Source organism: Streptomyces sp. NPDC023481 (assembly GCF_055560195.1).
This window is the reverse complement of sequence record NZ_JBVHJE010000006.1, coordinates 157,385-179,533: the sequence shown is the minus strand read 5'-3', so window position 1 is coordinate 179,533 and position 22,149 is coordinate 157,385. Positions and strand designations below refer to the sequence as shown.

Genomic DNA, 22,149 nt, shown 5'->3' with positions numbered 1-22,149 from the left:
CGTTGCACTCGTGAGGCGCGCAGGGAAGTGCGCCTTGTCGCAGTGGCCAAACCGCGTAGGGTGCGCAGCGGCCCGAAGACCCTTTCCGTGCAGGTGGAACGGGGGTTGAGGGGTGGCGTGGACCCCTCCTGGTCGATATCCAGAAGTTGGCTGAAAACCAGCGTTCGGAGGCGCGGAAACAGGTCAGTCGACCGGTGTCCGCTCCCGGGTGTGACGTCCGCCTCGTTGCACGGCGCAACGCCGGGCGCACCGCTCGGAGCGGCGCAGCAGCACCCGGCAGACGGCAGTGACGGCGGCGAGACCGAGCGCGGTGCCCGCGGCGCCGGCCAGCGAGGTGCCGTACCAGACGAGCACCACGGGCACGAGCACGCAGCTGAAGGCCGCCCAGCGGATCACATCGCTGGCGGCGTCGGGCGTGGGGCGCGGCGCGCTGCCGGGTCGGCGACGGGGCATCTCGTACTCCCTGTGGCGGTGGCTCACCCCGATTCAACGCCCGTCCGGCCGCCGGGTCACCGCAGGCGCAGCTGTGAACGCTGTGCAAACCGCCTGTACGGGGCAGCAACCATTGCGTTACGGGCGCGGCTCGTGCATGCTCCGGTGAACCCCTACGGACGTCGGGGGGCCGCTCACGGAGCGTGCGCGGGATCTGGGCTCAGGAGGCGTGCCGCCGTACCCTTGGGGGTATGGGCTTGGGAAGACGTTTCCCGGACACAGCTCCGCCGCACACTGTCGTTCCCCCATAAAGGATCACAACGCCGAGACAGTCATGGCCGGTCACGAATTCTTCGAACCCGCGGACCGCAAGCGGCCTGTCGCCGATCCCACGGCGGCCGAGCCCCTGGCGGCGGACGAGTCACGCCCCTGCGACCCCGCCTTCCGGCACGGAGTCGTCGTCGGCTTCGACGGCTCCACCTCCAGCGAGCGCGCCCTCGCCTACGCGATCGGCATGGCCCACCGTTCCCACTCCGGTCTGATCATCGTGCATGTGGCGAACCGGCTGCCCACCACCGTGTGGGCCGGCTGCGAGCCGCCCGTCTTCGTGGACGTGCCGGACCACCGCACGGAGGTCCTGGGGCTGGAGCTGGCGTGTGCGGACTACCTGGCCGAGGTGCCGTGGATCCTGGTCGAGCGCGGCGGTGACATCTGCCACGAGCTGGAAGAGGTCGGACGGGAGTACGAGGCCGACGCCATCGTCGTCGGCTCCACGCACGGCCTCGTCGGCCGGCTCTTCGGCTCCGTCGCGGGACGGCTCGCCAAGCGGGCGCAGCGGCCCGTGATCGTCATTCCCTGAGCCTCCCAACTCCCTTGGACTGACGGCGTCCAGGCGGGGGCAGCGTTGGTGCAGCGCAAAACTACTCGTGCGTAGAGGTGGTTTGTGCCCTTGTGAAGGGCATATACGGCTCACCGCACCACTGCACCTGCACGAAGGGAGCCCGCCGTGGACAACGACGTCTCTGCGGGAAGCGGAAGCACCACCGTGGCCGGCCGACTCGCCCTGGGGGTCACCCTGTTGGCGTTCGGGCTCGGCACCACCGGTGTCATCGACGGCGTGGCCGCGTCCGACGCCGTGTCACTGGCCCACTACGTGGGCGGAGTTGCCCTGTTCCTCATCGGCCTGCTGGCCTTCCGGGACCGTGACAGCGTCTCCGGTACGGCCTTCGCGGCCCTCGGCGCCCTGTGGTTCACCTGGGCGGTCGCCGGGCACGGGTCCGCCGACGCGGCCGGCCTCTTCCTGCTCCTGTTCGCCCTCGTGGCGCTCACCCTGACCCTCGCCGGCGGGGACAGCCTCGGCCAGGTCACGTACGGCCTGCTGTTCCTGGCGATGCTCGTGCTCGCCGTGGCGCAGTTCGCGGACAGCTCGTCTCTCACCAAGGCCGGCGGCTGGCTGGCCGCCGTCTCGGGCGCGGTGGCCTGGTACGCGGCGACGGCCGCGCTGGCCCACTGGCCGACGGCCCTCCCGGGGCGTGCTGCGGGCCGGGGGGTGACGGCCGCCGGCTGATGAGCAGCACGGAGGGGACCCCCGCGTGCAAGGTGGCCACGCGGGGGTCCGTTCTGTTCCCGTCGCCTACTCCACCGTCACCGACTTGGCGAGGTTCCGCGGCTTGTCGATGTCCCGGCCCAGGGCCTTCGCCGTGTGGTAGGCGAGGAGCTGGAGGGGGATGCCCATCAGGATGGGGTCGAGTTCGTCCTCGTTCTTCGGGACGAGGACCGTCTGGTCCGCCTTCTCCTGCGGCTGGTGGGCCACGGCGAGGATCTTGCCGCTGCGGGCCTTGATCTCCTCCAGGGCCGCGCGGTTCTTCTCCAGCAGGTCGTCGTCGGGGACGATCGCGACCGTGGGGAGCGCCGGCTCGATCAGGGCCAGCGGGCCGTGCTTCAGCTCGGAGGCGGGGTAGGCCTCGGCGTGGATGTAGGAGACCTCCTTGAGCTTCAGGGAGGCCTCGCGGGCCACCGGGTAGCCCCGGACGCGGCCGATGAAGAGCATCGAGCGGGCGTCGGCGTAGCTCTCGGCCAGCTGCCTGATCTCCTCCTCCTGCTTGAGGATCTCGGTGATCTGCTCGGGCAGCCGGCGCAGGCCCTCGATGATCCGCTTGCCGTCGCGGACCGACAGGTCACGGGTGCGGCCCAGGTGCAGGGCGAGCAGCGCGAAGGCCACCGTGGTGTTGGTGAAGCACTTGGTGGAGACGACGCAGACCTCGGGACCGGCGTGCACGTAGACACCGCCGTCGGCCTCGCGGGCGATCGCGGAGCCCACCACGTTGACCACGCCGAGGACCCGGGCGCCCTTGCGCTTCAGCTCCTGCACGGCGGCCAGGACGTCGTACGTCTCACCGGACTGGGAGACGGCGACGTACAGGGTGTCGGGGTCGACCACCGGGTTGCGGTAGCGGAACTCGGAGGCCGGCTCGGCGTCGGCGGGGATACGGGCCAGCTCCTCGATCATCTGGGCGCCGATCATGCCCGCGTGGTACGAGGTGCCGCAGCCGAGGATCTTCACGCGGCGGATCTGCCGGGCCGCGCGGGCGTCCAGGTTGAGGCCGCCGAGGTGCACGGTGGAGAACCGGTCGTCGATGCGGCCGCGCAGCACGCGGTCGACCGCCTCGGCCTGCTCGTGGATCTCCTTGTGCATGTACGTGTCGTGGCCGCCCATGTCGTAGGAGGCCGCCTCCCACTCCACGGTGGTCGGCTCGGCCGAGGTGCGGGTGCCCTCGGTGGTGTAGGTGCGGAAGTCGTCGGCCTTGAGGGTGGCCATCTCGCCGTCGTCCAGCGTCACTATCTGCCGGGTGTGGGCGACCAGGGCGGCGATGTCGGAGGCGACGAACATCTCCTTCTCACCGATGCCGAGGACGACCGGGGAGCCGTTGCGGGCCACCACGATGCGGTCGGAGAAGTCGGCGTGCATGACCGCGATGCCGTACGTCCCCTCGACCACCCGCAGGGTCTCGCGGACCTTGTCCTCCAGCTTCTCGGCCGCCGAGCGGGCGATCAGGTGGGTGAGGACCTCGGTGTCGGTGTCGGAGAGGAACTCCACACCGTCCGCCTCCAGCTTGCGGCGCAGGTCGGCGGCGTTGTCGATGATGCCGTTGTGGACGACGGCCACCTTCTGGTCGGCCGACATGTGCGGGTGGGCGTTCACGTCGGAGGGGGCGCCGTGCGTGGCCCAGCGGGTGTGGGCGATGCCGGTGGTGCCCTTGAAGCGCGCCGGGACCTTGGCCTCCAGGTCGCGCACCCGGCCCTTGGCCTTGACCATCTTCAGGCCGGGCGTCTTCGGGGAGGTGACGACGATGCCCGCGGAGTCGTAGCCGCGGTACTCCAGGCGCTGGAGGCCCTCCAGCAGCAGAGGGGCGACGTCACGCTTACCGATGTATCCGACAATTCCGCACATATACAGAGGTATCCCTTGGCTGTCGCTGGTCCGGCTCCGGCTGGTTTCAGCCGTACACCATGCGGCGCAGCTGCCTGAGCGTCAGCTCCGGCGGCGCCACCGCCCGGTATTTCAGGTCCGCCTCGATCCGTTCGAAGATCTCCGTGTTCACCAGGCCCTGGACCTGGAGTTCGCGGTGGCGGCGACGGACGTACTCCTGGGTCGTCTCGTCGAAGTAGGCGAGCACGTCCTGGACCACGCGCAGCGCCTCGCCCCGGCTGAGGGGCGTGGACCGCGTCAGATGATCAACGAGTTCGTCGTGCACCCGGTAGATCCTGGAGCACCGGCGGCACTTTCGCAAGAATCGTGCCCGATTCCGGGCAGGGTGCTGTTGAAAGTCTTATGGCGCTCTGTTCGCAGGCTGTCCATCCGGCGTCTTGCGTCCCGTTGCCCGGACGGACGAGTTTCAGACGCCATGGACATACCTCGTATGGGAGTACCCGAGAAGCTGGCCGCGCGCATGAGCATGGCCGAACAGCACGAGTACCTGCGCGCCAGATTCTCGCGGCGCACCATGATCAGGGGCGGCGCCGTCACGCTGGGCGCCGTCACCGGGGGCGCGTTCGTGCCCGGCGCCACCGCGCAGGCCGCCGCACCCACCCGGCACACCGCCCCCGCCGCCGCGACCGTCGACGGCGCCCTCGTCGCCCCCTTCGGCCGCCACCTGGCCTGGGGCAACGACCCGCGCACCGAGATCACCGTCTCCTGGCAGGTCCCGGTCGCCGTCAAGAAGCCGTTCATCCGCATCGGCGCCCACCCCTGGGACCTCTCCCGGAAGATCGAGGCCGAGGTCCGCACCCTGTACACCCCGGCCGGTGTCGGCGCGAGCGGCGACCACACCCAGTACTACCTGCACGCCAAGCTGACCCACCTGCGCCCCGGCCGGACCTACTACTACGGCGTCGGCCACCAGGGCTTCGACCCGGCCGCCCCCCACCTGCTGGGCACCGTGGGCACCTTCACCACCGCCCCCGCCCACAAGGCGCCGTTCACCTTCACCGCCTTCGGCGACGAGGGTGTCGGCTACCACGGCCTGGCCAACAACAGCCTCCTGCTGGGCCAGAACCCCGCCTTCCACCTGCACGCCGGCGACATCGCCTACGCCGACCCGTCCGGCGGGGGCAAGACCACCGACAGCGGCTTCGACTCGCGCACCTGGGACTCCTTCCTCGCCCAGACCGAGTCCGTCGCCAAGCAGGTCCCGTGGATGCCCTCCTACGGCAACCACGACATGGAGGCCTGGTACTCGCCCAACGGCTACGGAGGCGAGGAGGCCCGCTGGAACCTGCCGGACAACGGCCCCGACAAGAAGAACCTGCCGGGCGTCTACTCCTTCGTCTACGGCAACACGGCGGTCATCTCCCTCGACGCCAACGACGTCTCCTTCGAAATACCGGCGAACCTGGGCATATCCGGCGGAACCCAGACCAAGTGGCTGGAACGCCAGCTGAAGAAGTTCCGCGCGTCGAAGGACGTGGACTTCGTCGTCGTCTTCTTCCACCACTGCGCCTACTGCACCTCCACCGCGCACGCCTCGGAGGGCGGTGTGCGCCAGGAGTGGGTGCCGCTGTTCGAGAAGTACACCGTGGACCTGGTCATCAACGGCCACAACCACCAGTACGAGCGCACCGACGTCATCAAGGCGGGCAAGGTCGCCAGGAAGCTGCCGATCGGCGGCACCGCCTACCCCGAGACCGACGGCGTGGTGTACGTCACCGCCGGCGCCGCCGGGCGCAGCCTGTACGCCTTCTCCGCCCCGGACTCCTACGAGGGCCACGAGCACGCCACCGACTCCGTGGCCTCCTTCGTCAACACCAAGGACGGCAAGGTCGACGAGACCGTCGCCTGGTCCCGGGTGCGGTACCTGAACTACTCCTTCCTGCGCGTGGACGTCAGGCCCGCGCCCAAGGGCCGGCAGACCACGCTGAAGGTGTCGGGCATCGCCGAGACCGGCGACCGCATCGACCACTTCACGGTGTCCCGCACGGCCAGGTAGGCGCCCGCGGCGCAGGCGGTCCCCAACGGCGCCCGAGGACCGCCTGCCCGCCCGTCCTTCCGGATGATTTCCGCCGGACCAGGGGTTCGCCCACCCGATCTGCGGGACAGTGGTCCTGACCACAGCGGGCGGTCAACCCCCGCCCGGCGGTCGATCCTTCCGAAGGGAGCGCATGTGAGACGGCACCACAGCACTACTCCCCGAACCCCCCGTGCCCTCGGCGCCCTGCTGCTGCTCGCGGCGGCCGGCGCCCTCACCCTGGGAGCGGCGCCCACGGCGCGGGCCGCCGCCCCGACCCCGCTGGACCGGGTGGTCCCGGCGCCGGCCTCGGTCACCCCGGGCGGGACGCCGTTCCGCATCACCCGGGCGACCGGCGTGCGCGTCGACGGCTCCGCCGAGGTCCGCCGGATCGGCGAGTACCTGGCCGGCCTGCTGCGGCCCGCCACCGGCTACCCGCTGCCCGTCACCGACCGCGGCACCGGCGGCATCCGGCTCCGCCTGGCCGACGGCGACTTCGGCGCCGAGGGATACCTGCTGCGCAGCGGTGCCGGCGGGGTCACCCTCACCGCGCGCACCCCCGCCGGGCTCTTCCACGGCGTGCAGACCCTGCGCCAGCTCCTGCCGGCCGCCGTGGAGAGGCGGACCGTCCAGCCCGGGCCTGGCGGATCGCCGGCGGCACCGTGCGGGACCGCCCGCGCTACGCCTACCGGGGCGCCATGCTGGACGTCGCCCGGCACTTCTTCACCGTCGCCCAGGTCAAGCGCTACATCGACCAGCTGGCCCTCTACAAGATCAACGAGCTGCACCTGCACCTCAGCGACGACCAGGGCTGGCGCATCGCCGTCGACTCCTGGCCGCGCCTGGCCTCCTACGGCGGCTCGACCGAAGTCGGCGGCGGCCGGGGCGGCTTCTACACCAAGGCGGACTACCGGGAGATCGTCCGGTACGCGGCCGCCCGCTACCTGGAGGTCGTGCCCGAGATCGACATGCCCGGCCACACCAACGCCGCCCTCGCCTCCTACGCGCGGCTCAGCTGCGACGGCGTGGCACCCCCGCTGTACACCGGCACCGAGGTCGGCTTCAGCTCGCTGTGCGTGCCGCGGCAGGTCACCTACGACTTCGTGGACGACGTCGTCCGGGAGCTGGCCGCCCTCACCCCGGGCCGCTACCTGCACATCGGCGGCGACGAGGCGCACTCCACGAGCCACGCCGACTACGTCGCCTTCATGGACCGCGTGCAGCCGGTCGTCGCCCGGTACGGCAAGACGGTCATCGCCTGGCACCAGCTCACCGGCGCGCACCCGGCGCGCGGCGCCCTCGCCCAGTACTGGGGGCTGGACGGCACCAGCGCGACGGAGAAGGCACAGGTCGCGCAGGCCGCCCGGAACGGCACGGGCCTGATCCTGTCCCCGGCCGACCGGGTCTACCTGGACATGAAGTACACGAGGAACACCCGTCCCGGCACGGACTGGGCCGGCCTGGTGGAGGTGCGGCGCTCCTACGACTGGAACCCCGGCGCCTACCTGCCCGGAGTACCGGCCTCGGCGATCCGGGGCGTCGAGGCGCCCCTGTGGACGGAGACCGTGACGGACTCCGCCGACATCGAGTACATGGCGTTCCCGCGCCTCGCCGGCGCCGCCGAACTGGGCTGGTCACCGCCGGCCACGCACGACTGGGCCGGCTACCGGACCCGCCTGGCCGCCCAGGCCCCCCGCTGGGACGCCCTCGGCATCCGCTACTACCGCTCGCCCCAGGTGCCCTGGCCGGCCCGCTGACCCGCCCCGGGCGACCCCACGACGACGGGCACCCCGCGGGACCGTACCGCGGGGTGCCAGTCCGTCCGGGGCGGCCTCAGAACCCGGCGATGGGGTTCTTCAGGGTGCCGACCAGCTGGAGGGCGCCGGACGGGTCCGCGAGGTCCACCATCTGGCGGTTGTCGCGCAGTTGGAGGCGGTTGAGGCAGGACAGCGCGAACTCGGGGGCGAACATGTCGTACCGGCGGAACCTGTCGGCCAGTTCGGGGTGCGCCCGCTGGTACTCGCGGGTGACCTCGGCGACCGTGCGCCAGAAGTCGTCCTCCGTCAGCACGCCGTCGGCGGCGAGGTGGGCGGCGAGGAAACGGAAGAAGCAGTCGAACACGTCCGTGAAGATCGACAGCAGCTTCTTGTCCTCGGGGACCTCGACCCGGATCCGCCGCACCTCGGGCGGCAGGGCCGCCTCCGGGTCCATGACGGCGATCTCCTCGGCGATGTCCTTGTAGACCGCCCGCCGCACCACGCCGTCCTCCAGCACCAGGACGACGTTCTCGCCGTGCGGCATGAACACCAGGTCGTAGGCGTAGAAGCTGTGCAGCAGCGGGATGTAGTAGGCCCGCAGATACCGCCGCAGCCACTCGGCCGGGCTCAGCCGGGAGCGCTCGATCAGCGCGCCCGCGAGGGAGGCGCCCTCGTCGTCGACGTGCAGCAGGGAGGCCATGGTCGCGAGGGTCTCGCCGTCCCGCAGCGAGGGCACCGGGCTCTCCCGCCACAGCGCGGCGAGCATCTTGCGGTAGGGCGAGTGGCGGTCGGTGGCCCGCTCGAACTCCAGGTGCCGGTAGCCGACGGCGGCCCGCTCCCGGATGATCGACAGGCCGGTGGACCTCAGCACCGGGTCGCCGTCGATGAGCTGGGCCAGCCAGTCGTTGATGGCCGGGGTCGCCTCCATGTAGGCGGCCGACAGACCGCGCATGAAGCCCATGTTGAGGACCGACAGGGCCGTCTTCACATAGTGCTTGTGCGGGGCGCTGGTGTTGAAGAAGGTCCGGACCGACTGCTGGGCCAGGTACTCGTCGTCGCCCTCGCCGAGACAGACCAGCAGCTCACGGGCCACCTCGGCGGCGAAGGTGACGCTCAGCCTGTTCCACCACTGCCAGGGGTGGACCGGTATGAACAGGTAGTCGGCCGGGTCCAGGCCCCGGTCGGTGAGGACGGCGCGGAACCGCTCCACCGTCTTCTCGCCCAGCTCGTCCCGCAGGAACGACTCGTACTCGATCCCGGCGCCGGCCGTGAACGCGGCCCGCGAGCGGTGCGCGGCCAGCCACACCAGCCGGACGGGGCTCGCCGTCTCGGGGGCGTACGACAGGTACTCGTGGACGCCGAAACCGAGCCGCCCGTTGTTGGCGACGAAGCACGGGTGGCCCTCGGTCATCCCGGTCTCGATGTCCTGGAAGCCGCCGCGGGCCAGTTCGGCGGAGGTCACCCGCGGCTTGGTGAGCTTGTAGCAGGTGCCCGACAGGGTCGAGGAGATCTCCTCCAGGTACACCGGCAGGACCTCGTCGCTCAGCCCCAGGGACTCCTTCAGCTCGATGAAGAAGTCCAGCGCGGCGAGGGGGAGTTCGTCGCCGTCCCGGTGCCGGGTGAGGGAGTCGGCGTCGATCTGCCAGTGGTCCAGGGCCCGGCGCCGGGCGCGGAACCGGTAGCTGGTGAGCCCGTCGTCGCTGCGGACGACGTACCCCTCGCCGTCCTCCTCCGGGGTGATCAGGCGCTCGTGCGCGAACTCGGCGAGCGCCTTGCGCAGCAGCAGCCGGTTGGCGGTCGCCCAGCGCTCGGGGGACAGATGGGCCACGGCGTCGGCGAGGGTCATGCGGTCACCGCCTTCTCGAACTGTTCGCGGGTGCAGAAGCTCAGCAGGGCCCGCTTCTCCGGCTTGTCGATCTCCCGCTCGGGCACGAACCCGACGGCCGCGTTCAGGGCGTGTACGGCCGTGTTGCGGACGTCCGGCTCGACGACGACCCGCCGCACCGACGGATCCTCGAAGAGGTGGGACATCACGGCGGTGATGACGGCCCTGGTGAACCCGTGCACGGGGGCGCCGGTGGCGGGGGTGAGGAAGTGCATGCCGACATCGCCGGGCCGCGGCTCGTACAGTCCGGCCAGCTCCCGGTGCGCGGGGTCGTACCTCTCCATCAGGAAGGCGGGCGTGCCGTCGAGGAGCCCGAGCAGCGCGTGGTGGTGCGCGTCGGCCGCGATCTCCCCGTAGGCGCGCTCGACGTCCTCCGGCCGCGCGTCCTGCATCATCCAGAAGGCCGCCTTGGGGTGGGTGACCCAGGAGTGCAGCAGCTCGGCGTCGGTCGGCGGGTCGACGGGACGGAACGTGAAGGTCAGGGTGGGACTGGTCATACCGCGAACTCCTGGAAGGCGACGGTCTTCTCGACCGGGTAGTACTCGGCGCCGAGCAGCTCACGGATGATGTACGCGTTGCGGTACGCGCCCATGCCCAGGTCGGGGCTGGTGATGCTGTGGGTGTGGACGCCGGCGTTCTGGAGGAAGACACCCCGGCCGGTGACGTCGATGGCGTAGTTGCGGCCGACGTCGAAGCGGCCGTGCCGGTCGAAGCGCAGGCGGTCCCGGACCGGGTCCAGGAAGGCCGGCGGGCTGTAGTGGTAGCCGGTGGCCAGGACCAGGCCCTCGGTGCGGATCTCGAAGTCCTTGCCCTGTTCGTCCTGGTGGAAGCCGAGCGTGTACGCGCCGTCCCGGTACGCCGCCGTGCGCAGCGTGGAGTTGGTGAGCAGCCGGGTGGGCACCGGGCGGCCGCCGCTCTCGACGTTCTTCTGGTACAGCAGGTCGAAGATCGAGTCGATGAGGTCCGAGTTGATGCCCTTGAACAGGCCCTTCTGCTGCTTCTCCAGCCGGTAGCGGGTCTCCTCGGGCAGCGCCCGGAAGTAGTCGATGTAGTCCGGGGAGGTCATCTCCAGGGTCAGCTTGGTGTACTCCAGCGGGAAGAACCGCGGGGAGCGGGTGACCCAGTTGAGCTGGTAGCCGTGGGCGTCGATCTCCGAGAGCAGCTCGAAGTAGATCTCGGCCGCGCTCTGCCCGCTGCCGACGACCGTGACGGACTTCTTCTTCAGCAGCTCCGCCTTGTGGTGCAGGTAGCGGGAGTTGTGCAGGAAGTCCCCGCCGAGGTCCCGGCAGGCCTCCGGTACGAAGGGTGCCGTGCCGGTGCCGAGCACCAGGTGCCGGGCGCGGTGGGTGTCGCCGGCCTCGGTGCGGACGACGTACAGCTCGTCCTCGTACGTCACCTCGGTGACCGTGGTGCCGAAGCGGACACTGCTCAGCTGCCCGGCGGCCCAGCGGCAGTAGTCGTCGTACTCGACCCGCAGCGGGTAGAAGTTCTCGCGGATGTAGAACGAGTACAGTCTGCCCTTCTCCTTCAGGTAGTTCAGGAAGGAGTACGGCGAGGTGGGATCGGCCAGGGTGACCAGGTCCGACATGAACGGCGTCTGGAGGTGGGCGCCCTCCAGGAACATGCCGGGGTGCCATGCGAAGTCCGGCTTGGTCTCCAGGAAGACGCCGTCCAGTTCGGCGATCGGCTCGGTCAGGCAGGCGAGGCCGAGGTTGAAGGGGCCGAGCCCGATTCCCACGAAGTCGTGGATACGGTGCGGGGCTTCAGGACGCGCGGTCAAGGGACTCTCCCAGGTACTGCTCGGCATGGCCGGCGATCAGATCGAGGACGGCGGCGATGTCGTCCGTCCGGGTCTCGGGGTTGAGCAGGGTGAACTTCAGGTAGTGGCGGCCGGCCACCGTGGTGCCCGCGACGACGGCGTCACCGGAGGCGAACAGCGCCTTGCGGGCGTACAGGTTGGCGCGGTCGATCTCGGCGGGGTCGGTGACGGCCGCCGGGATGTAGCGGAAGACCAGGGTGGACAGGCTGGGCTCGACGACGACGTGGTAGCGGGGGTCGGCTACCAGCAGCTTCCAGCCCTCCCGGGCCAGGTCGCACACCTCGTCGAAGAGCTGCCCGATGCCGTCGGCGCCCATCGTGCGCAGCGTCATCCACAGCTTGAGGGCGTCGAAGCGGCGGGTGGTCTGGAGGGACTTGTCGACCTGGTTGGGAATACGTTCCTGCACCATGCGGCGCGGGTTGAGGTACTCCGCGTGGTAGGTGGCGTGCCCCAGCGTGGCCGCGTCCCGGACCAGCACGGCGGAGGAACTGACCGGCTGGAAGAAGGACTTGTGGTAGTCGACGGTGACCGAGTCGGCGCGCTCGATGCCGTCGATGCGGTCCCGGTACCTCACCGAGGCGAGCAGTCCGCAGCCGTAGGCCGCGTCGACGTGCATCCAGACGCCGTACCGGGCGCACAGTTCGGCGATCTCCGGCAGCGGGTCGATGGAGCCGAAGTCGGTGGTGCCGGCGGTGGCGACGACGGCCATGGGGACCAGGCCGTCGCGCGCGCAGCGCTCCAGCTCGTGGGCGAGGGCGACCGTCTGCATGCGCTTGTCGTGGTCGACCGGGACGGAGACGACGGCGTCCGGTCCGAGGCCGAGCAGTCGGGCGGACTTCTGCACGCTGAAGTGGCTGACCTCGGAGGCGAAGATGCGCAGGTCCGCGAGCGAGGGGGCCTTGCTCTCCTCGCGGGCCAGCAGCAGCGCCTGGAGGTTGGACTGGGTGCCACCGGAGGTGAAGACGCCGTCGGCGGCGGGTCCGAGGCCGATGCGGGCGGCCGTCCAGTCGATCAGCTTGCGCTCGATGAGGGTGCCGCCGGCCGACTGGTCCCAGGTGTCCAGCGAGGAGTTGACCGCGGAGAGCACGGCCTCGCCCAGCACCGCCGGGATGACGACCGGGCAGTTGAGGTGGGCGAGGTAGCGGGGGTGGTGGAAGTAGACGGCGTCCCGGAGGTAGACGCCCTCGAGTTCGTCCAGCACGGCGGTGGTGTCGCCGAGCGGGCGGTCCAGGTCGATCGCGTCGACGGCGGGCGCGAGGGCGTCCACGGTGACGCCGGTGAATGGACGGTCTGTGGTGGCGAGTTTGGCCGCCACCCGCTCGACTCCTTCGGTCACGGAGCGGCGGTAGTGCTCCGCGGTGAGGCCATTGAGCAGGTGCGAGCGCATGTGGGGGTCCTCCGAGGGGACGGTCCGTGCGAGATGAACTTAGGTTAGCCTAACCTAAATTGAACGGGCCGGAGCGCACCTCTGCGTGGCCGGTGTCACCGACCGGGGTGCGCCCGGCGCCTACTCCGCGGCGCGGAGCTGTTCCTCCGTCATGCCCTGCCGCCAGTAGCCGACGAAGGTGACGCGCCGCCGGTCCACCCCGCGCTCGCCGACGAAGTGCCGCCGCAGCGCCTTCACCTGACCGGACTCGCCCGCGAGCCACACGTACGCCCGCTCGGCGCCGGGGAGTCGGGCGGCCCGTACGGCGTCGACGGCCATGGGGGAGCCGTCGTGCCGTACGAGCCACGTGATCTCCGCGTCCGCCTCCGTGCGCACGTCCTGGATGTCACCGGCGTGCGGCACCTCCAGCCAGGCCCGGACCCGGCTGCCCGCGGGCAGGGACTCCAGGATCGCGGTCGCGGCCGGTACGGCGGTCTCGTCGCCGCACAGCACGACGAGCCCGGTGTCCCCGGGCGGGCGGAACCGGATCGCCCGGTTGTCGGCGACGGCCGGCCCGAGCAGCAGCACCCGGTCGCCGGCGGCGGCCCGCGCGGCCCAGCGGGAGGCCGGCCCGGCGGTCGCGGCGGCGCCCGGGGCGACCCCGTGCAGCGCGAAGTCGATGTCGACCTCGTCGGGATCCCGGCGCAGCGCCCTGAGCGTGTACGAGCGCATCACCGCCCGCACGTCGTCGGGCAGTTCGCGCCAGCCCTGCCACCAGTCGTCGCCCAGCTCCAGCGGGACGACGGGCTCGCTCTGCCCGGGATGCGGGAGGAAGAGCGACAGGGACTGGTCCCGGCCGTCGGAGTGGAAGGCGTGCAGATCGGCTCCGCCGAAGGTGACCCGGACCAGAGACGGACCGAGCCGCCTCGTCCGTACGACCTGGAGGGCGAAGAAACGGAACGGGGCGGCTACGGCCGTCGTCATGGGGGCTCCTGAGAGTGGGGGTCCAGGGCTCTGCCGGGGTTCGGCCGGGGTCAGGCGACCTTCCTGGCCTTCTCCAGGGCCTCGGCCAGGTTCGTCAGCAGCGGCACGCACTTGTCGTACGACAGGATCGGCTCGGGGGAGCGGGGGATGACCTGCCCGGCCTTGACCGCGGGCAGCTTCTTCCAGGTGGCCTTGGTGATGTCGGCGGGCTGGATGGCCGAGGAGCGGTCGTCCATCATGATGATGTCGGCCCGGTACTTGTCGACGTTCTCCCAGCTGAGCGACTCGTACCAGCCGCCGCCCTGCTTCTTGGCGCTCTCCGGCGGCTCCACGAAGTGCACGCCGAGGGACTTGAAGTACTCCAGGTCGACGGAGAGGTTGGTGCCGGAGACGTAGAACAGCTGGTCGCTCGCGGAGCCGGCCATCACCCTGAGGCCGGGCTTGGCCTTGGCGGCCGCGCGCAGCCGGGCGGCGGCGTCCTCGAAGCGCTTCCTGGCGTCGGCGGCCTTCGCGGCCTTCATGTCCGCGCCGAGCGACTCGGCGAGGTCCCACATGCGCTGCAGCGGCTGGGTGAGCGGGCGGTCGTAGACGGAGATGCCGACGCTGGGGGCGAGCTGGGCGATCTTCTTCTTCGACTCGTCCGGGACGTACCAGAGGGTGCCGGCGTCGTCGAACATCGTGGTGATGAGCACGTCCGGGGCGAGGGAGGCGTACTTCTCGATACTGAACTGGCCCCAGGCGTTGCCGAGGACGGTGACCTTGCTGATGTCCATGTCGCCGGCCTGGACGTCGGGCTTGCCGGCGGTGGTCCTCGTCGGGCCGAAGACGCCCTTCACCTGGACGCCGTAGTCGTACAGCGCGGCGCCGACACCGGTGAACGCGACGATGTTCGCGGGGACCTTGTCCAGCCTCACGGTCTGGCCGCGGTCGTCCCGGAAGGACCAGGGGCCGGGCTTCCCGCCCTTCGCCCCCGTGCCCGAGCCGCTGTCCCCGCCCTTGTCGTCCCCGCAGGCGGCGAGCGCGGCACCGAGACCGAGGGCGCCGCCGGCGGCGAGCAGGCCGCGGCGAGTGAGGTGGGTGGCACGGGCAAGGGGCATGGGTACGACTGCTTTCGCACGGGGCGGAGCGCCCGCCGGACAAGTTCCAAGGTAGGTTAGCCTAACCTCATCTGATGTCCAGTGGGCGGGTGCCGGTCCGCGAAGCGTCAGAACGTGTAGTGGGTGATGACGGCGTTCCCGTAGACGTCGTAGACGGAGGCGTAGCCCTGCTTCGTGTCCTTCCACGACGCGAAGGCCTTGACGATGGCCGCCGCGGTGGCCCGTGCGTCCTCGACCGGGGCCTTCCCGCCGTTGATGTCCGTGGAGATGTAGGCGTTGCCCGTCTGCGCGTTCCACTCGCCGAGGATGCGGTCCACGCGAGGGGCGGCGGCCTTCTGCTCCGCCGTGCCGTGCTCCGCGACCCAGGACCGGAAGTCCGCGGCGTTCTTCTTCGACCGCGTCCCGTCCGTGTCGGCCGGCAGCTTCTCCGCCACCCCGGCCCTGTCCGGCGTCGCGGCCTCCTTGGTGCAGGCGGACGTTAGGGCGACCAGGACGGCGCCGAGCGCGAGAACGGCGGCTATACGGGGGGTGCGCTTCACGGGAGTCTCCATCGGATACGTTGGTCAGGCGTGCCTGCCACGGTACCGGCGCCCCGGTTTCCCTTGGCGCCGCCCGGTGGTTCGGTCCCCGGTCAGCCGGCCGCTCGTCGGGAGCCGGCGCTCCGGGTCGGCCAACTCCCGTTGCGGTCGCGGAGCGTTCAGCGCCGGATCGGTGGGCCGGGGGCAGCGCTCGGCCCGCGTGCGGCGCACGCCGAGCAGCCCCCGCCCGGCCGGCTCCAGGGCCACCGCGGCCGGCCGGGGTACCGGCTCCCGCACCTCCTGTCGGGTGGGCGTCAGCTCACCAGGCCCAGCTCCCGGGCGATCAGCATGCGCTGGACCTCGCTCGTGCCCTCGCCGATCTCCAGGATCTTGGAGTCGCGCCACATACGGGCCACCGGGTACTCGTTCATGAAGCCGTAGCCGCCGTGGATCTGAGTGGCGTCACGGGCGTTGTCCACGGCGACCGTGGAGGAGTGCAGCTTGGCCAGGGCCGCCTCCTTCTTGAACGGTTCACCCGCCACCAGACGGCTGGCCGCGTCACGCCAGGCCAGGCGGGCCGTGTGGGCCTTCATCTCCATGTCGGCGATCTTGAACTGGATGGCCTGGTTGGCGCCGATGGGCCTGCCGAAGGCGTGGCGTTCGCGCGCGTACTTCACCGACTCGTCCACGCAGCCCTGCGCCAGGCCCGTGGCGAGGGCGGCGATCGCGATACGGCCCTCGTCCAGGATGCGCAGGAACTGGGCGTACCCGCGGCCCTGTTCGCCCAGCAGGTTGGCGGCGGGCACCCGGACGTCCGCGAAGGACAGCTCGCGGGTGTCGGAGGCGTTCCAGCCGACCTTCGAGTACGGCGCCGCCACCGTGAAGCCCGGCGTGCCGGACGGGACGATGATCGCCGAGATCTCCGGCCTGCCGTCCGGCTTGCGGCCGGTCACCGCCGTCACCGTCACCAGGCCCGTGATGTCCGTACCGGAGTTGGTGATGAAGCACTTCGTGCCGTTGATCACCCACTCGTCGGTGTCCGGGTCCAGCCGGGCCGTCGTACGCGTCGCCCCCGCGTCGCTGCCGCCGTCCGGTTCCGTGAGCCCGAACGCGCCCAGGATCTCGCCGGAACACAGCTGGGGCAGCCAGCGCCGCTTCTGCTCCTCCGTGCCGAAGAGGTGGATCGGCATCGCGCCCAGCGACACCCCGGCCTCCAGCGTGATGGCCACCGAGGAGTCCACGCGGGCCAGTTCCTCCAGCACGAGGCCGAGCGCCAGGTAGTCGCCGCCCATCCCGCCGTACTCCTCCGGGAACGGCAGCCCGAACAGGCCCATGCGGCCCATCTCACGGACGATCTCGTACGGGAACTCGTGCCGCTCGTAGAAGTCGCCGATCTTCGGCGCCACGACGTCGTGCGCGAACTGCTCGACCGTACGGCGGAGTTCCTCCAGCTCGGGGCTGAGGCGGTGGTCCATGCTGATCACTGGTCCTTGTGGGGCTGTGTCGGATTACCGAGTGCGCGGACGGTTCGGGACGGGCTGGGCCGGTCCAGATGGGCGGCCATCCACACGCTGGTGGCGGTCAGACGGCCGAGGTCGACCCCCGTCTCGATGCCGAGTCCGTGCAGCATCCAGACGAGGTCTTCGGTGGCGAGGTTGCCGGTGGCGGACTTGGCGTACGGGCAGCCGCCGAGCCCGCCCGCCGAGGCGTCGACCGTGGTCACGCCGTGTTGCAGCGCCGCGAGCGTGTTGGCGAGCGCCTGGCCGTACGTGTCGTGGAAGTGCACGCCGATCACGTTCGTCGGCACGCCCTCCTCGTTCAGCAGGGACAGCAGTTCGAGCACATGGCCCGGGGTGGCCACGCCGATCGTGTCGCCGAGGCTCAGCTCGTCGCAGCCCATGTCCCGCAGGGCCGTGCAGACCCGGGCCACCTGGTGCAGCGGCACCGCGCCCTCCCACGGGTCGCCGAAGCACATCGACACGTAGCCGCGCACGTGCGCGTTCTGGTCCTTGGCGTGCCGCACCACCGGCTCGAACACCGCGAGGGACTCGTCCACCGTGCGGTTGAGGTTGGCCTTCGCGAACGACTCGGTGGCGCTGGCGAACACGGCGACCCGGTCGGCGCCGAGGGCCAGCGCCCGGTCCAGGCCGCGCTGGTTGGGCACCAGCACCGGCAGGTCGGCGCCCACCTCCCGGACCAGCGGGAACAGCTCCTCGGCGTCCGCGAGCTGGGGCACCCATTTGGGGTGCACGAAGCTCGTCGCCTCGATCGTGGTCAGGCCCGCGCCGGCCAGCCGGCGGATGAACTCCGCCTTCACCGCCGTCGGTACGGCACTCTTCTCGTTCTGCAGCCCGTCGCGCGCGCCGACCTCGTGGATCCGCACCCGTGCGGGCAGGCCCGGGGCCGGTACGACCATGGGCAGTGACCCGGCGGTCACGGCGCCACCTCCTCGTGCGGTGCGACGACGGCCAGCACCTGATCCATGGCGACCGTGCTGCCCGGCGTCACGTCCAGCTCGGCGACCGTGCCGGCGTGCGGGGCGGAGACGACGTGCTCCATCTTCATCGCCTCCACCACCAGCAGGCTCTGACCCGCGGCCACCTCGTCCCCGACGGCCACCTTCACCACCGTCACCGTGCCCGGCATGGGTGCGGTCAGCGAGTCGGCGCCCGCGTGGGCCGAGCGGTTCAGGGAGGCGGCGACCGGGTCGTGGTCGCGCACGTGCCAGGCGTCGCCGTCGCGGCCCAGCCAGTCGCCGGCGCGGCGGAAGGTGTGCCGGACGCCGTCGAGGGTGACGGACACCCGGTCGCCGGTGACCGTGTGGGTGCCCCGGGGCGTGTGGGTCACCGGCTCCTGCACCCGCAGGGCGAAGGACGGTGGCTTCGGGGTGCCGCCCAGGCGCCAGCCGCTCGGCACCGAGAAGGGGTCGGTCCAGCCCTCCGCGCGCGGACGCAGTGCCTCCAGCCGCACGGCCGCCGCCGCCTCGTACACCTCCTCCGGCACCTCGGCCGGCACCAGCTCGTCCACCACCCGCTCGACCAGACCGGTGTCCAACTCGCCCGCCACCACCGCCGGATGGGCCAGCAGCCGGCGCAGGAAGCCCGCGTTGGTCTGCACGCCCAGCGTGACCGTCTCCGCGAGCGCCGCCCGGAGCCTGCGCAGCGCCGTCGCGCGGTCGGGGCCGTACGCGATCACCTTGGACAGCATCGGGTCGTACAGGCTGCCCACCTCGGTGCCCTCGCTCAGCCCGGAGTCCGTGCGGACGCCGTCGCCCCCGGGCTCGTCCAGCAGCAGCACCGTGCCGCCGGACGGGAGGAACCCGCGCGCCGGGTCCTCGGCGCAGATCCGGGCCTCCACCGCGTGCCCGGTCAGCCGCAGGTCCTCCTGCGCGAACCCGAGCCGCTCCCCGGCCGCCACCCGCAGCTGCCACTCGACCAGGTCGAGCCCGGTGACGAGTTCGGTGACCGGGTGCTCCACCTGCAGGCGGGTGTTCATCTCCATGAAGTAGTACGACGACGGGTCGCCGCCCGGGACGATGAACTCCACCGTGCCCGCGCCCCGGTACCCGCACGAGCGGGCCGCCTGCACGGCCGCCGCGCCCATCGCGGCCCGGGTCCCCTCGTCGAGGAGCACGCTCGGCGCCTCCTCGATGATCTTCTGGTGGCGCCGCTGCAGGGAGCACTCGCGCTCGCCGAGGTGCACCACGTTGCCGTGGCCGTCGGCCAGCACCTGGATCTCGATGTGCCGGGGCCGGTCGACCCACCGCTCCACCAGCAGGGTGTCGTCACCGAAGGAGGCGCGGGCCTCCCGGCGGGCGGCGGCGATCTCCTCCTCCAGCACGCTCATGTCCCGCACCAGCCGCATGCCCTTGCCGCCACCGCCGGCGGACGGCTTGAGCAGCACGGGCGCGCCCAGTTCGCGGGCCGCCTCGGCGAGATCGGGGTCCCGGCCGCCCGGCACCACCGGCACCCCGGCCGCCTGCACCGTCTCCTTGGCGCGGATCTTGTCGCCCATGAGCGCGATCGCGTCGGCCGGCGGGCCGATGAAGACCAGCCCCGCCTCCTCGCAGGCGCGCGCGAAGCCCGCGTTCTCGGCGAGGAAGCCGTATCCCGGGTGGACGGCCTGGGCGCCGGTGCGGGCGGCGGCCTCCAGCAGCCGCTCCACCGACAGATAGCTCTCGGCGGCCGGCGCCGGACCGATCCGTACCGCCGTGTCGGCCTCCCGGACGTGCCGCGCGTCGGCGTCGGCGTCGGAGAAGACCGCCACCGAGCGCACGCCCAGCGAGCGGAGCGTACGGATGACGCGTACGGCGATCTCGCCCCGGTTGGCCACCAGCACTGTGTCGAACACGGTTCCCCTCCTCACATCCGGAAGACGCCGAACTGGGGCGTCGTGTAGTCCCGCTGGGCAAGCGGCGCGTTGGCGCAGGCCGTCAGGGCCAGCCCGAGGACCTGACGGGTGTCCAGCGGGTCGATCACGCCGTCGTCCCACAGGCGGGCGGTCGCGTAGTAGGCGTTGCCCTGGCGCTCGTACTGCGCGCGGATGGGCGACTTGAAGGACTCTTCCTCCTCCGCCGGCCACTCCTCGCCGCGCGCCTCCACCTGGTCGCGCTTGACGGTGGCGAGGACGCTGGCGGCCTGCTCGCCGCCCATGACGGAGATCTTGGCGTTGGGCCACATCCACAGGAAGCGGGGCGAGTAGGCCCGGCCGCACATCGAGTAGTTGCCCGCGCCGTACGACCCGCCGACGACGACCGTCAGCTTCGGCACGCGCGTGCAGGCCACCGCGGTCACCATCTTGGCGCCGTGCTTGGCGATGCCGCCCGCCTCGTAGTCCTTGCCGACCATGAAGCCGGAGATGTTCTGCAGGAACACCAGCGGGATGCCGCGCTGGTCGCACAGCTCGATGAAGTGGGCGCCCTTCTGGGCGGACTCGGCGAACAGGATGCCGTTGTTGGCGACGATCCCGACCGGGTGGCCGTGGATCCGGGCGAAGCCGGTGACCAGGGTCTGCCCGAACTCGCTCTTGAACTCGGCGAACCGGGAGCCGTCGACCACGCGCGCGATGATCTCGCGGACGTCGTAGGGGGTGCGGGAGTCGACCGGGACCGCGCCGTACAGCCCGTGGGGGTCCACCTTGGGCTCCACGGCGGGCACGACCTCCCAGGGCAGGGACCCTCGGGCCGGGAGCGTGGCCACGATGTTCCGGACGATCCTCAGGGCGTGCGCGTCGTCCTCCGCGAGGTGGTCGGTGACCCCGGAGACCCGGGAGTGCACCTCGCCGCCGCCCAGTTCCTCGGCCGTGACGACCTCGCCGGTGGCCGCCTTCACCAGCGGCGGGCCGCCGAGGAAGATCGTGCCCTGGTTGCGGACGATCACGGCCTCGTCGCTCATCGCCGGGACGTACGCCCCGCCGGCCGTGCAGGAGCCGAGGACGGCCGCGATCTGCGGGATGCCGGCGCCGGACATCCGGGCCTGGTTGTAGAAGATGCGGCCGAAGTGGTCCCGGTCCGGGAACACCTCGTCCTGCATCGGCAGGAAGGCCCCGCCGGAGTCCACCAGGTAGACGCACGGCAGCCGGTTGTCCAGGGCCACCTCCTGCGCGCGCAGGTGCTTCTTCACGGTCATCGGGTAGTAGGTGCCGCCCTTGACCGTGGCGTCGTTCGCCACGATCACGCACGCGCGGCCGCTCACCCGGCCGATCCCGGCGATCACCCCGGCGGCGGGGGCCTGTCCCTCGTACATCCCGTCGGCCGCGAGCGGGGCCAGCTCCAGGAAGGGCGAGCCCGGGTCGAGCAGTGTGTCCACCCTGTCCCTCGGCAGCAGCTTGCCGCGCGCGGTGTGCCGGGCGCGCGCCTTCTCGCCGCCGCCGAGGGCCGCGGCGGCCAGCTTGGCGCGCAGCTCCTCCACGAGGACGAGATGGGCCTGTTCATTGGCCCGCCAGGCTTCCGACGCGGGGTCTGCCGCGCTGTGAAGCTCCGGTGCCTCCTGCATCCTGCGGTCCCCTCACCCGGTGATCGAACCTGTGTTCCGCTGTTAATGAGCGTTAACCATTTCCTCCAGGTTAACGACCGCTAACCCCGCTGTCTAGAATTGACCGCATGGTCACCAGAACCGACGCCCCGACCCGGCGCGAGCAGATCCTCAAGGAGGCCGCCCGGCTCTTCGCCGAGCGCGGTTTCCACGGCGTCGGCGTCGACGAGATAGGCGCCGCGGTCGGCATCAGCGGCCCCGGTCTGTACCGGCACTTCCCGGGCAAGGACGCGATGCTCGCCGAGCTGCTGGTCGGCATCAGCGGGCAGCTGCTCACCGGCGCCAAGCGGCGGCTGGCCGAGGCCGACGGGGTGCCGGCGGTCCGCGTCCTCGACTCCCTGATCGAGGGCCACATCGACTTCGCCCTGGACGACCGTCCCCTCATCACCCTGCACGACCGCGAGCTGGACCGGCTGCGCGACAGCGACCGCAAGCTGGTGCGCCAGCTCCAGCGGCAGTACGTCGAGCTGTGGGTGGAGGTGGTCCGTGAGGTCTACCCGGGCCTGTCGGAGCCCTCGGCCCGCTCCTCGGTCCACTCGGTCTTCGGCCTGCTGAACTCCACCCCCCACCTGGGCCGAGCGGGCACCCTGCCCGGCCGGGCGGCCACGGCGTCCCTGCTGCACCGCATGGCGCGGGGGGCGTTCGCGGCGGCGGGGGAGGGGTGACGGGGGCCGGCATCGCCCCCCGCGCGATCGTCGGCCCCGGGGGGCGTGGTCAAGGTCACCCTGGACGGTTGAACATACTCACCAGTACCT

Annotated in this window: 18 protein-coding genes and 1 pseudogene; 5 read left to right on the top strand and 14 right to left on the bottom strand. The window is 71.4% G+C overall.

Annotated features, from left to right (window positions below; all coding sequences use genetic code 11):
* Window positions 1-183 precede the first annotated feature (183 nt).
* Window positions 184-453, bottom strand: coding sequence for a hypothetical protein (locus ACZ3ZD_RS15030; RefSeq protein WP_467396800.1), 270 nt, complete (start codon window positions 451-453; stop codon window positions 184-186).
* 313 nt (window positions 454-766) lie between these two features.
* On the opposite strand from ACZ3ZD_RS15030, the gene ACZ3ZD_RS15025 reads away from it, so the two are divergent.
* The gene (locus ACZ3ZD_RS15025) at window positions 767-1,291 is read left to right on the top strand and encodes a universal stress protein (RefSeq protein ID WP_467396798.1); all 525 of its coding nucleotides are present in this window, start codon (window positions 767-769) and stop codon (window positions 1,289-1,291) included.
* A 147-nt stretch (window positions 1,292-1,438) separates the two neighbouring features.
* On the top strand, window positions 1,439-1,999 hold the full coding sequence (locus ACZ3ZD_RS15020) for a GPR1/FUN34/YaaH family transporter (RefSeq protein WP_467396796.1): 561 nt from the start codon (window positions 1,439-1,441) through the stop codon (window positions 1,997-1,999).
* A 66-nt stretch (window positions 2,000-2,065) separates the two neighbouring features.
* Here the strand turns inward: ACZ3ZD_RS15020 and glmS are convergent, their stop codons facing one another.
* Both glmS and ACZ3ZD_RS15010 read right to left on the bottom strand, forming a co-directional pair.
* Entirely contained in the window at window positions 2,066-3,883 is a 1,818-nt protein-coding gene (glmS, locus tag ACZ3ZD_RS15015) for a glutamine--fructose-6-phosphate transaminase (isomerizing) (RefSeq protein WP_467396794.1), read from the bottom strand.
* 46 nt (window positions 3,884-3,929) lie between these two features.
* A complete protein-coding gene (locus ACZ3ZD_RS15010) occupies window positions 3,930-4,187 on the bottom strand; it encodes a hypothetical protein (RefSeq protein WP_467396792.1) in 258 nt (85 codons plus the stop codon).
* A gap of 165 nt (window positions 4,188-4,352) precedes the next feature.
* Between ACZ3ZD_RS15010 and ACZ3ZD_RS15005 the strand changes: the two genes are divergently transcribed.
* Both ACZ3ZD_RS15005 and ACZ3ZD_RS15000 read left to right on the top strand, forming a co-directional pair.
* Window positions 4,353-5,918 (top strand): purple acid phosphatase family protein, encoded by a 1,566-nt coding sequence (locus ACZ3ZD_RS15005; protein WP_467396790.1) that lies wholly within the window; start codon window positions 4,353-4,355, stop codon window positions 5,916-5,918.
* A 174-nt stretch (window positions 5,919-6,092) separates the two neighbouring features.
* Window positions 6,093-7,693, top strand: a pseudogene (locus ACZ3ZD_RS15000) (beta-N-acetylhexosaminidase).
* Between the two features lie 76 nt (window positions 7,694-7,769).
* Here ACZ3ZD_RS15000 and ACZ3ZD_RS14995 read toward each other — a convergent pair.
* From ACZ3ZD_RS14995 to ACZ3ZD_RS14945, 11 genes are all read right to left on the bottom strand, one after another.
* Window positions 7,770-9,539: an IucA/IucC family protein gene (locus ACZ3ZD_RS14995; protein WP_467396788.1), complete on the bottom strand. Its 1,770-nt coding sequence runs from the start codon at window positions 9,537-9,539 to the stop codon at window positions 7,770-7,772.
* The gene (locus ACZ3ZD_RS14990) at window positions 9,536-10,075 is read right to left on the bottom strand and encodes a GNAT family N-acetyltransferase (protein ID WP_467396786.1); all 540 of its coding nucleotides are present in this window, start codon (window positions 10,073-10,075) and stop codon (window positions 9,536-9,538) included. The genes ACZ3ZD_RS14995 and ACZ3ZD_RS14990 overlap by 4 nt, the downstream gene beginning before the upstream one ends.
* Window positions 10,072-11,358, bottom strand: a complete 1,287-nt coding sequence (locus tag ACZ3ZD_RS14985) for a lysine N(6)-hydroxylase/L-ornithine N(5)-oxygenase family protein (RefSeq protein WP_467396784.1) — start codon at window positions 11,356-11,358, stop codon at window positions 10,072-10,074. Before ACZ3ZD_RS14985 ends, ACZ3ZD_RS14990 begins: the two co-directional genes overlap by 4 nt.
* Entirely contained in the window at window positions 11,342-12,784 is a 1,443-nt protein-coding gene (desA, locus tag ACZ3ZD_RS14980; protein WP_467396782.1) for a lysine decarboxylase DesA, read from the bottom strand. The genes ACZ3ZD_RS14985 and desA overlap by 17 nt, the downstream gene beginning before the upstream one ends.
* Before the next feature lie 120 nt (window positions 12,785-12,904).
* A complete protein-coding gene (locus ACZ3ZD_RS14975) occupies window positions 12,905-13,747 on the bottom strand; it encodes a siderophore-interacting protein (RefSeq protein ID WP_467396780.1) in 843 nt (280 codons plus the stop codon).
* 50 nt (window positions 13,748-13,797) lie between these two features.
* The gene (locus ACZ3ZD_RS14970) at window positions 13,798-14,844 is read right to left on the bottom strand and encodes an ABC transporter substrate-binding protein (protein WP_467396778.1); all 1,047 of its coding nucleotides are present in this window, start codon (window positions 14,842-14,844) and stop codon (window positions 13,798-13,800) included.
* A gap of 107 nt (window positions 14,845-14,951) precedes the next feature.
* Complete coding sequence (locus tag ACZ3ZD_RS14965) at window positions 14,952-15,383, bottom strand: hypothetical protein (RefSeq protein ID WP_467396776.1); 432 nt, start codon at window positions 15,381-15,383, stop codon at window positions 14,952-14,954.
* A 293-nt stretch (window positions 15,384-15,676) separates the two neighbouring features.
* Complete coding sequence (locus ACZ3ZD_RS14960) at window positions 15,677-16,837, bottom strand: acyl-CoA dehydrogenase family protein (protein ID WP_467396774.1); 1,161 nt, start codon at window positions 16,835-16,837, stop codon at window positions 15,677-15,679.
* 5 nt (window positions 16,838-16,842) lie between these two features.
* Window positions 16,843-17,778: a hydroxymethylglutaryl-CoA lyase gene (locus tag ACZ3ZD_RS14955; protein WP_467397200.1), complete on the bottom strand. Its 936-nt coding sequence runs from the start codon at window positions 17,776-17,778 to the stop codon at window positions 16,843-16,845.
* A gap of 17 nt (window positions 17,779-17,795) precedes the next feature.
* Complete coding sequence (locus ACZ3ZD_RS14950) at window positions 17,796-19,712, bottom strand: acetyl/propionyl/methylcrotonyl-CoA carboxylase subunit alpha (RefSeq protein WP_467396772.1); 1,917 nt, start codon at window positions 19,710-19,712, stop codon at window positions 17,796-17,798.
* 11 nt (window positions 19,713-19,723) lie between these two features.
* Window positions 19,724-21,355, bottom strand: a complete 1,632-nt coding sequence (locus ACZ3ZD_RS14945; RefSeq protein WP_467396770.1) for a carboxyl transferase domain-containing protein — start codon at window positions 21,353-21,355, stop codon at window positions 19,724-19,726.
* 107 nt (window positions 21,356-21,462) lie between these two features.
* Between ACZ3ZD_RS14945 and ACZ3ZD_RS14940 the strand changes: the two genes are divergently transcribed.
* Window positions 21,463-22,059, top strand: a complete 597-nt coding sequence (locus ACZ3ZD_RS14940; protein ID WP_467396768.1) for an SACE_7040 family transcriptional regulator — start codon at window positions 21,463-21,465, stop codon at window positions 22,057-22,059.
* Window positions 22,060-22,149 lie beyond the last annotated feature (90 nt).

Excerpts from the sequence above, each read along its gene's own strand:
- ACZ3ZD_RS15030 (WP_467396800.1), bottom strand. The coding sequence starts at position 453 with ATGCCCCGTCGCCGACCCGGCAGCGCGCCGCGCCCCACGCCCGACGCC.
- ACZ3ZD_RS15025 (WP_467396798.1), top strand. The coding sequence starts at position 767 with ATGGCCGGTCACGAATTCTTCGAACCCGCGGACCGCAAGCGGCCTGTC.
- glmS (WP_467396794.1), bottom strand. The coding sequence starts at position 3,883 with ATGTGCGGAATTGTCGGATACATCGGTAAGCGTGACGTCGCCCCTCTG.
- ACZ3ZD_RS15005 (WP_467396790.1), top strand. The coding sequence starts at position 4,353 with ATGGGAGTACCCGAGAAGCTGGCCGCGCGCATGAGCATGGCCGAACAG.
- ACZ3ZD_RS14995 (WP_467396788.1), bottom strand. The coding sequence starts at position 9,539 with ATGACCCTCGCCGACGCCGTGGCCCATCTGTCCCCCGAGCGCTGGGCG.
- ACZ3ZD_RS14990 (WP_467396786.1), bottom strand. The coding sequence starts at position 10,075 with ATGACCAGTCCCACCCTGACCTTCACGTTCCGTCCCGTCGACCCGCCG.
- desA (WP_467396782.1), bottom strand. The coding sequence starts at position 12,784 with ATGCGCTCGCACCTGCTCAATGGCCTCACCGCGGAGCACTACCGCCGC.
- ACZ3ZD_RS14975 (WP_467396780.1), bottom strand. The coding sequence starts at position 13,747 with ATGACGACGGCCGTAGCCGCCCCGTTCCGTTTCTTCGCCCTCCAGGTC.
- ACZ3ZD_RS14970 (WP_467396778.1), bottom strand. The coding sequence starts at position 14,844 with ATGCCCCTTGCCCGTGCCACCCACCTCACTCGCCGCGGCCTGCTCGCC.
- ACZ3ZD_RS14960 (WP_467396774.1), bottom strand. The coding sequence starts at position 16,837 with ATGGACCACCGCCTCAGCCCCGAGCTGGAGGAACTCCGCCGTACGGTC.
- ACZ3ZD_RS14955 (WP_467397200.1), bottom strand. The coding sequence starts at position 17,778 with ATGGTCGTACCGGCCCCGGGCCTGCCCGCACGGGTGCGGATCCACGAG.
- ACZ3ZD_RS14945 (WP_467396770.1), bottom strand. The coding sequence starts at position 21,355 with ATGCAGGAGGCACCGGAGCTTCACAGCGCGGCAGACCCCGCGTCGGAA.
- ACZ3ZD_RS14940 (WP_467396768.1), top strand. The coding sequence starts at position 21,463 with ATGGTCACCAGAACCGACGCCCCGACCCGGCGCGAGCAGATCCTCAAG.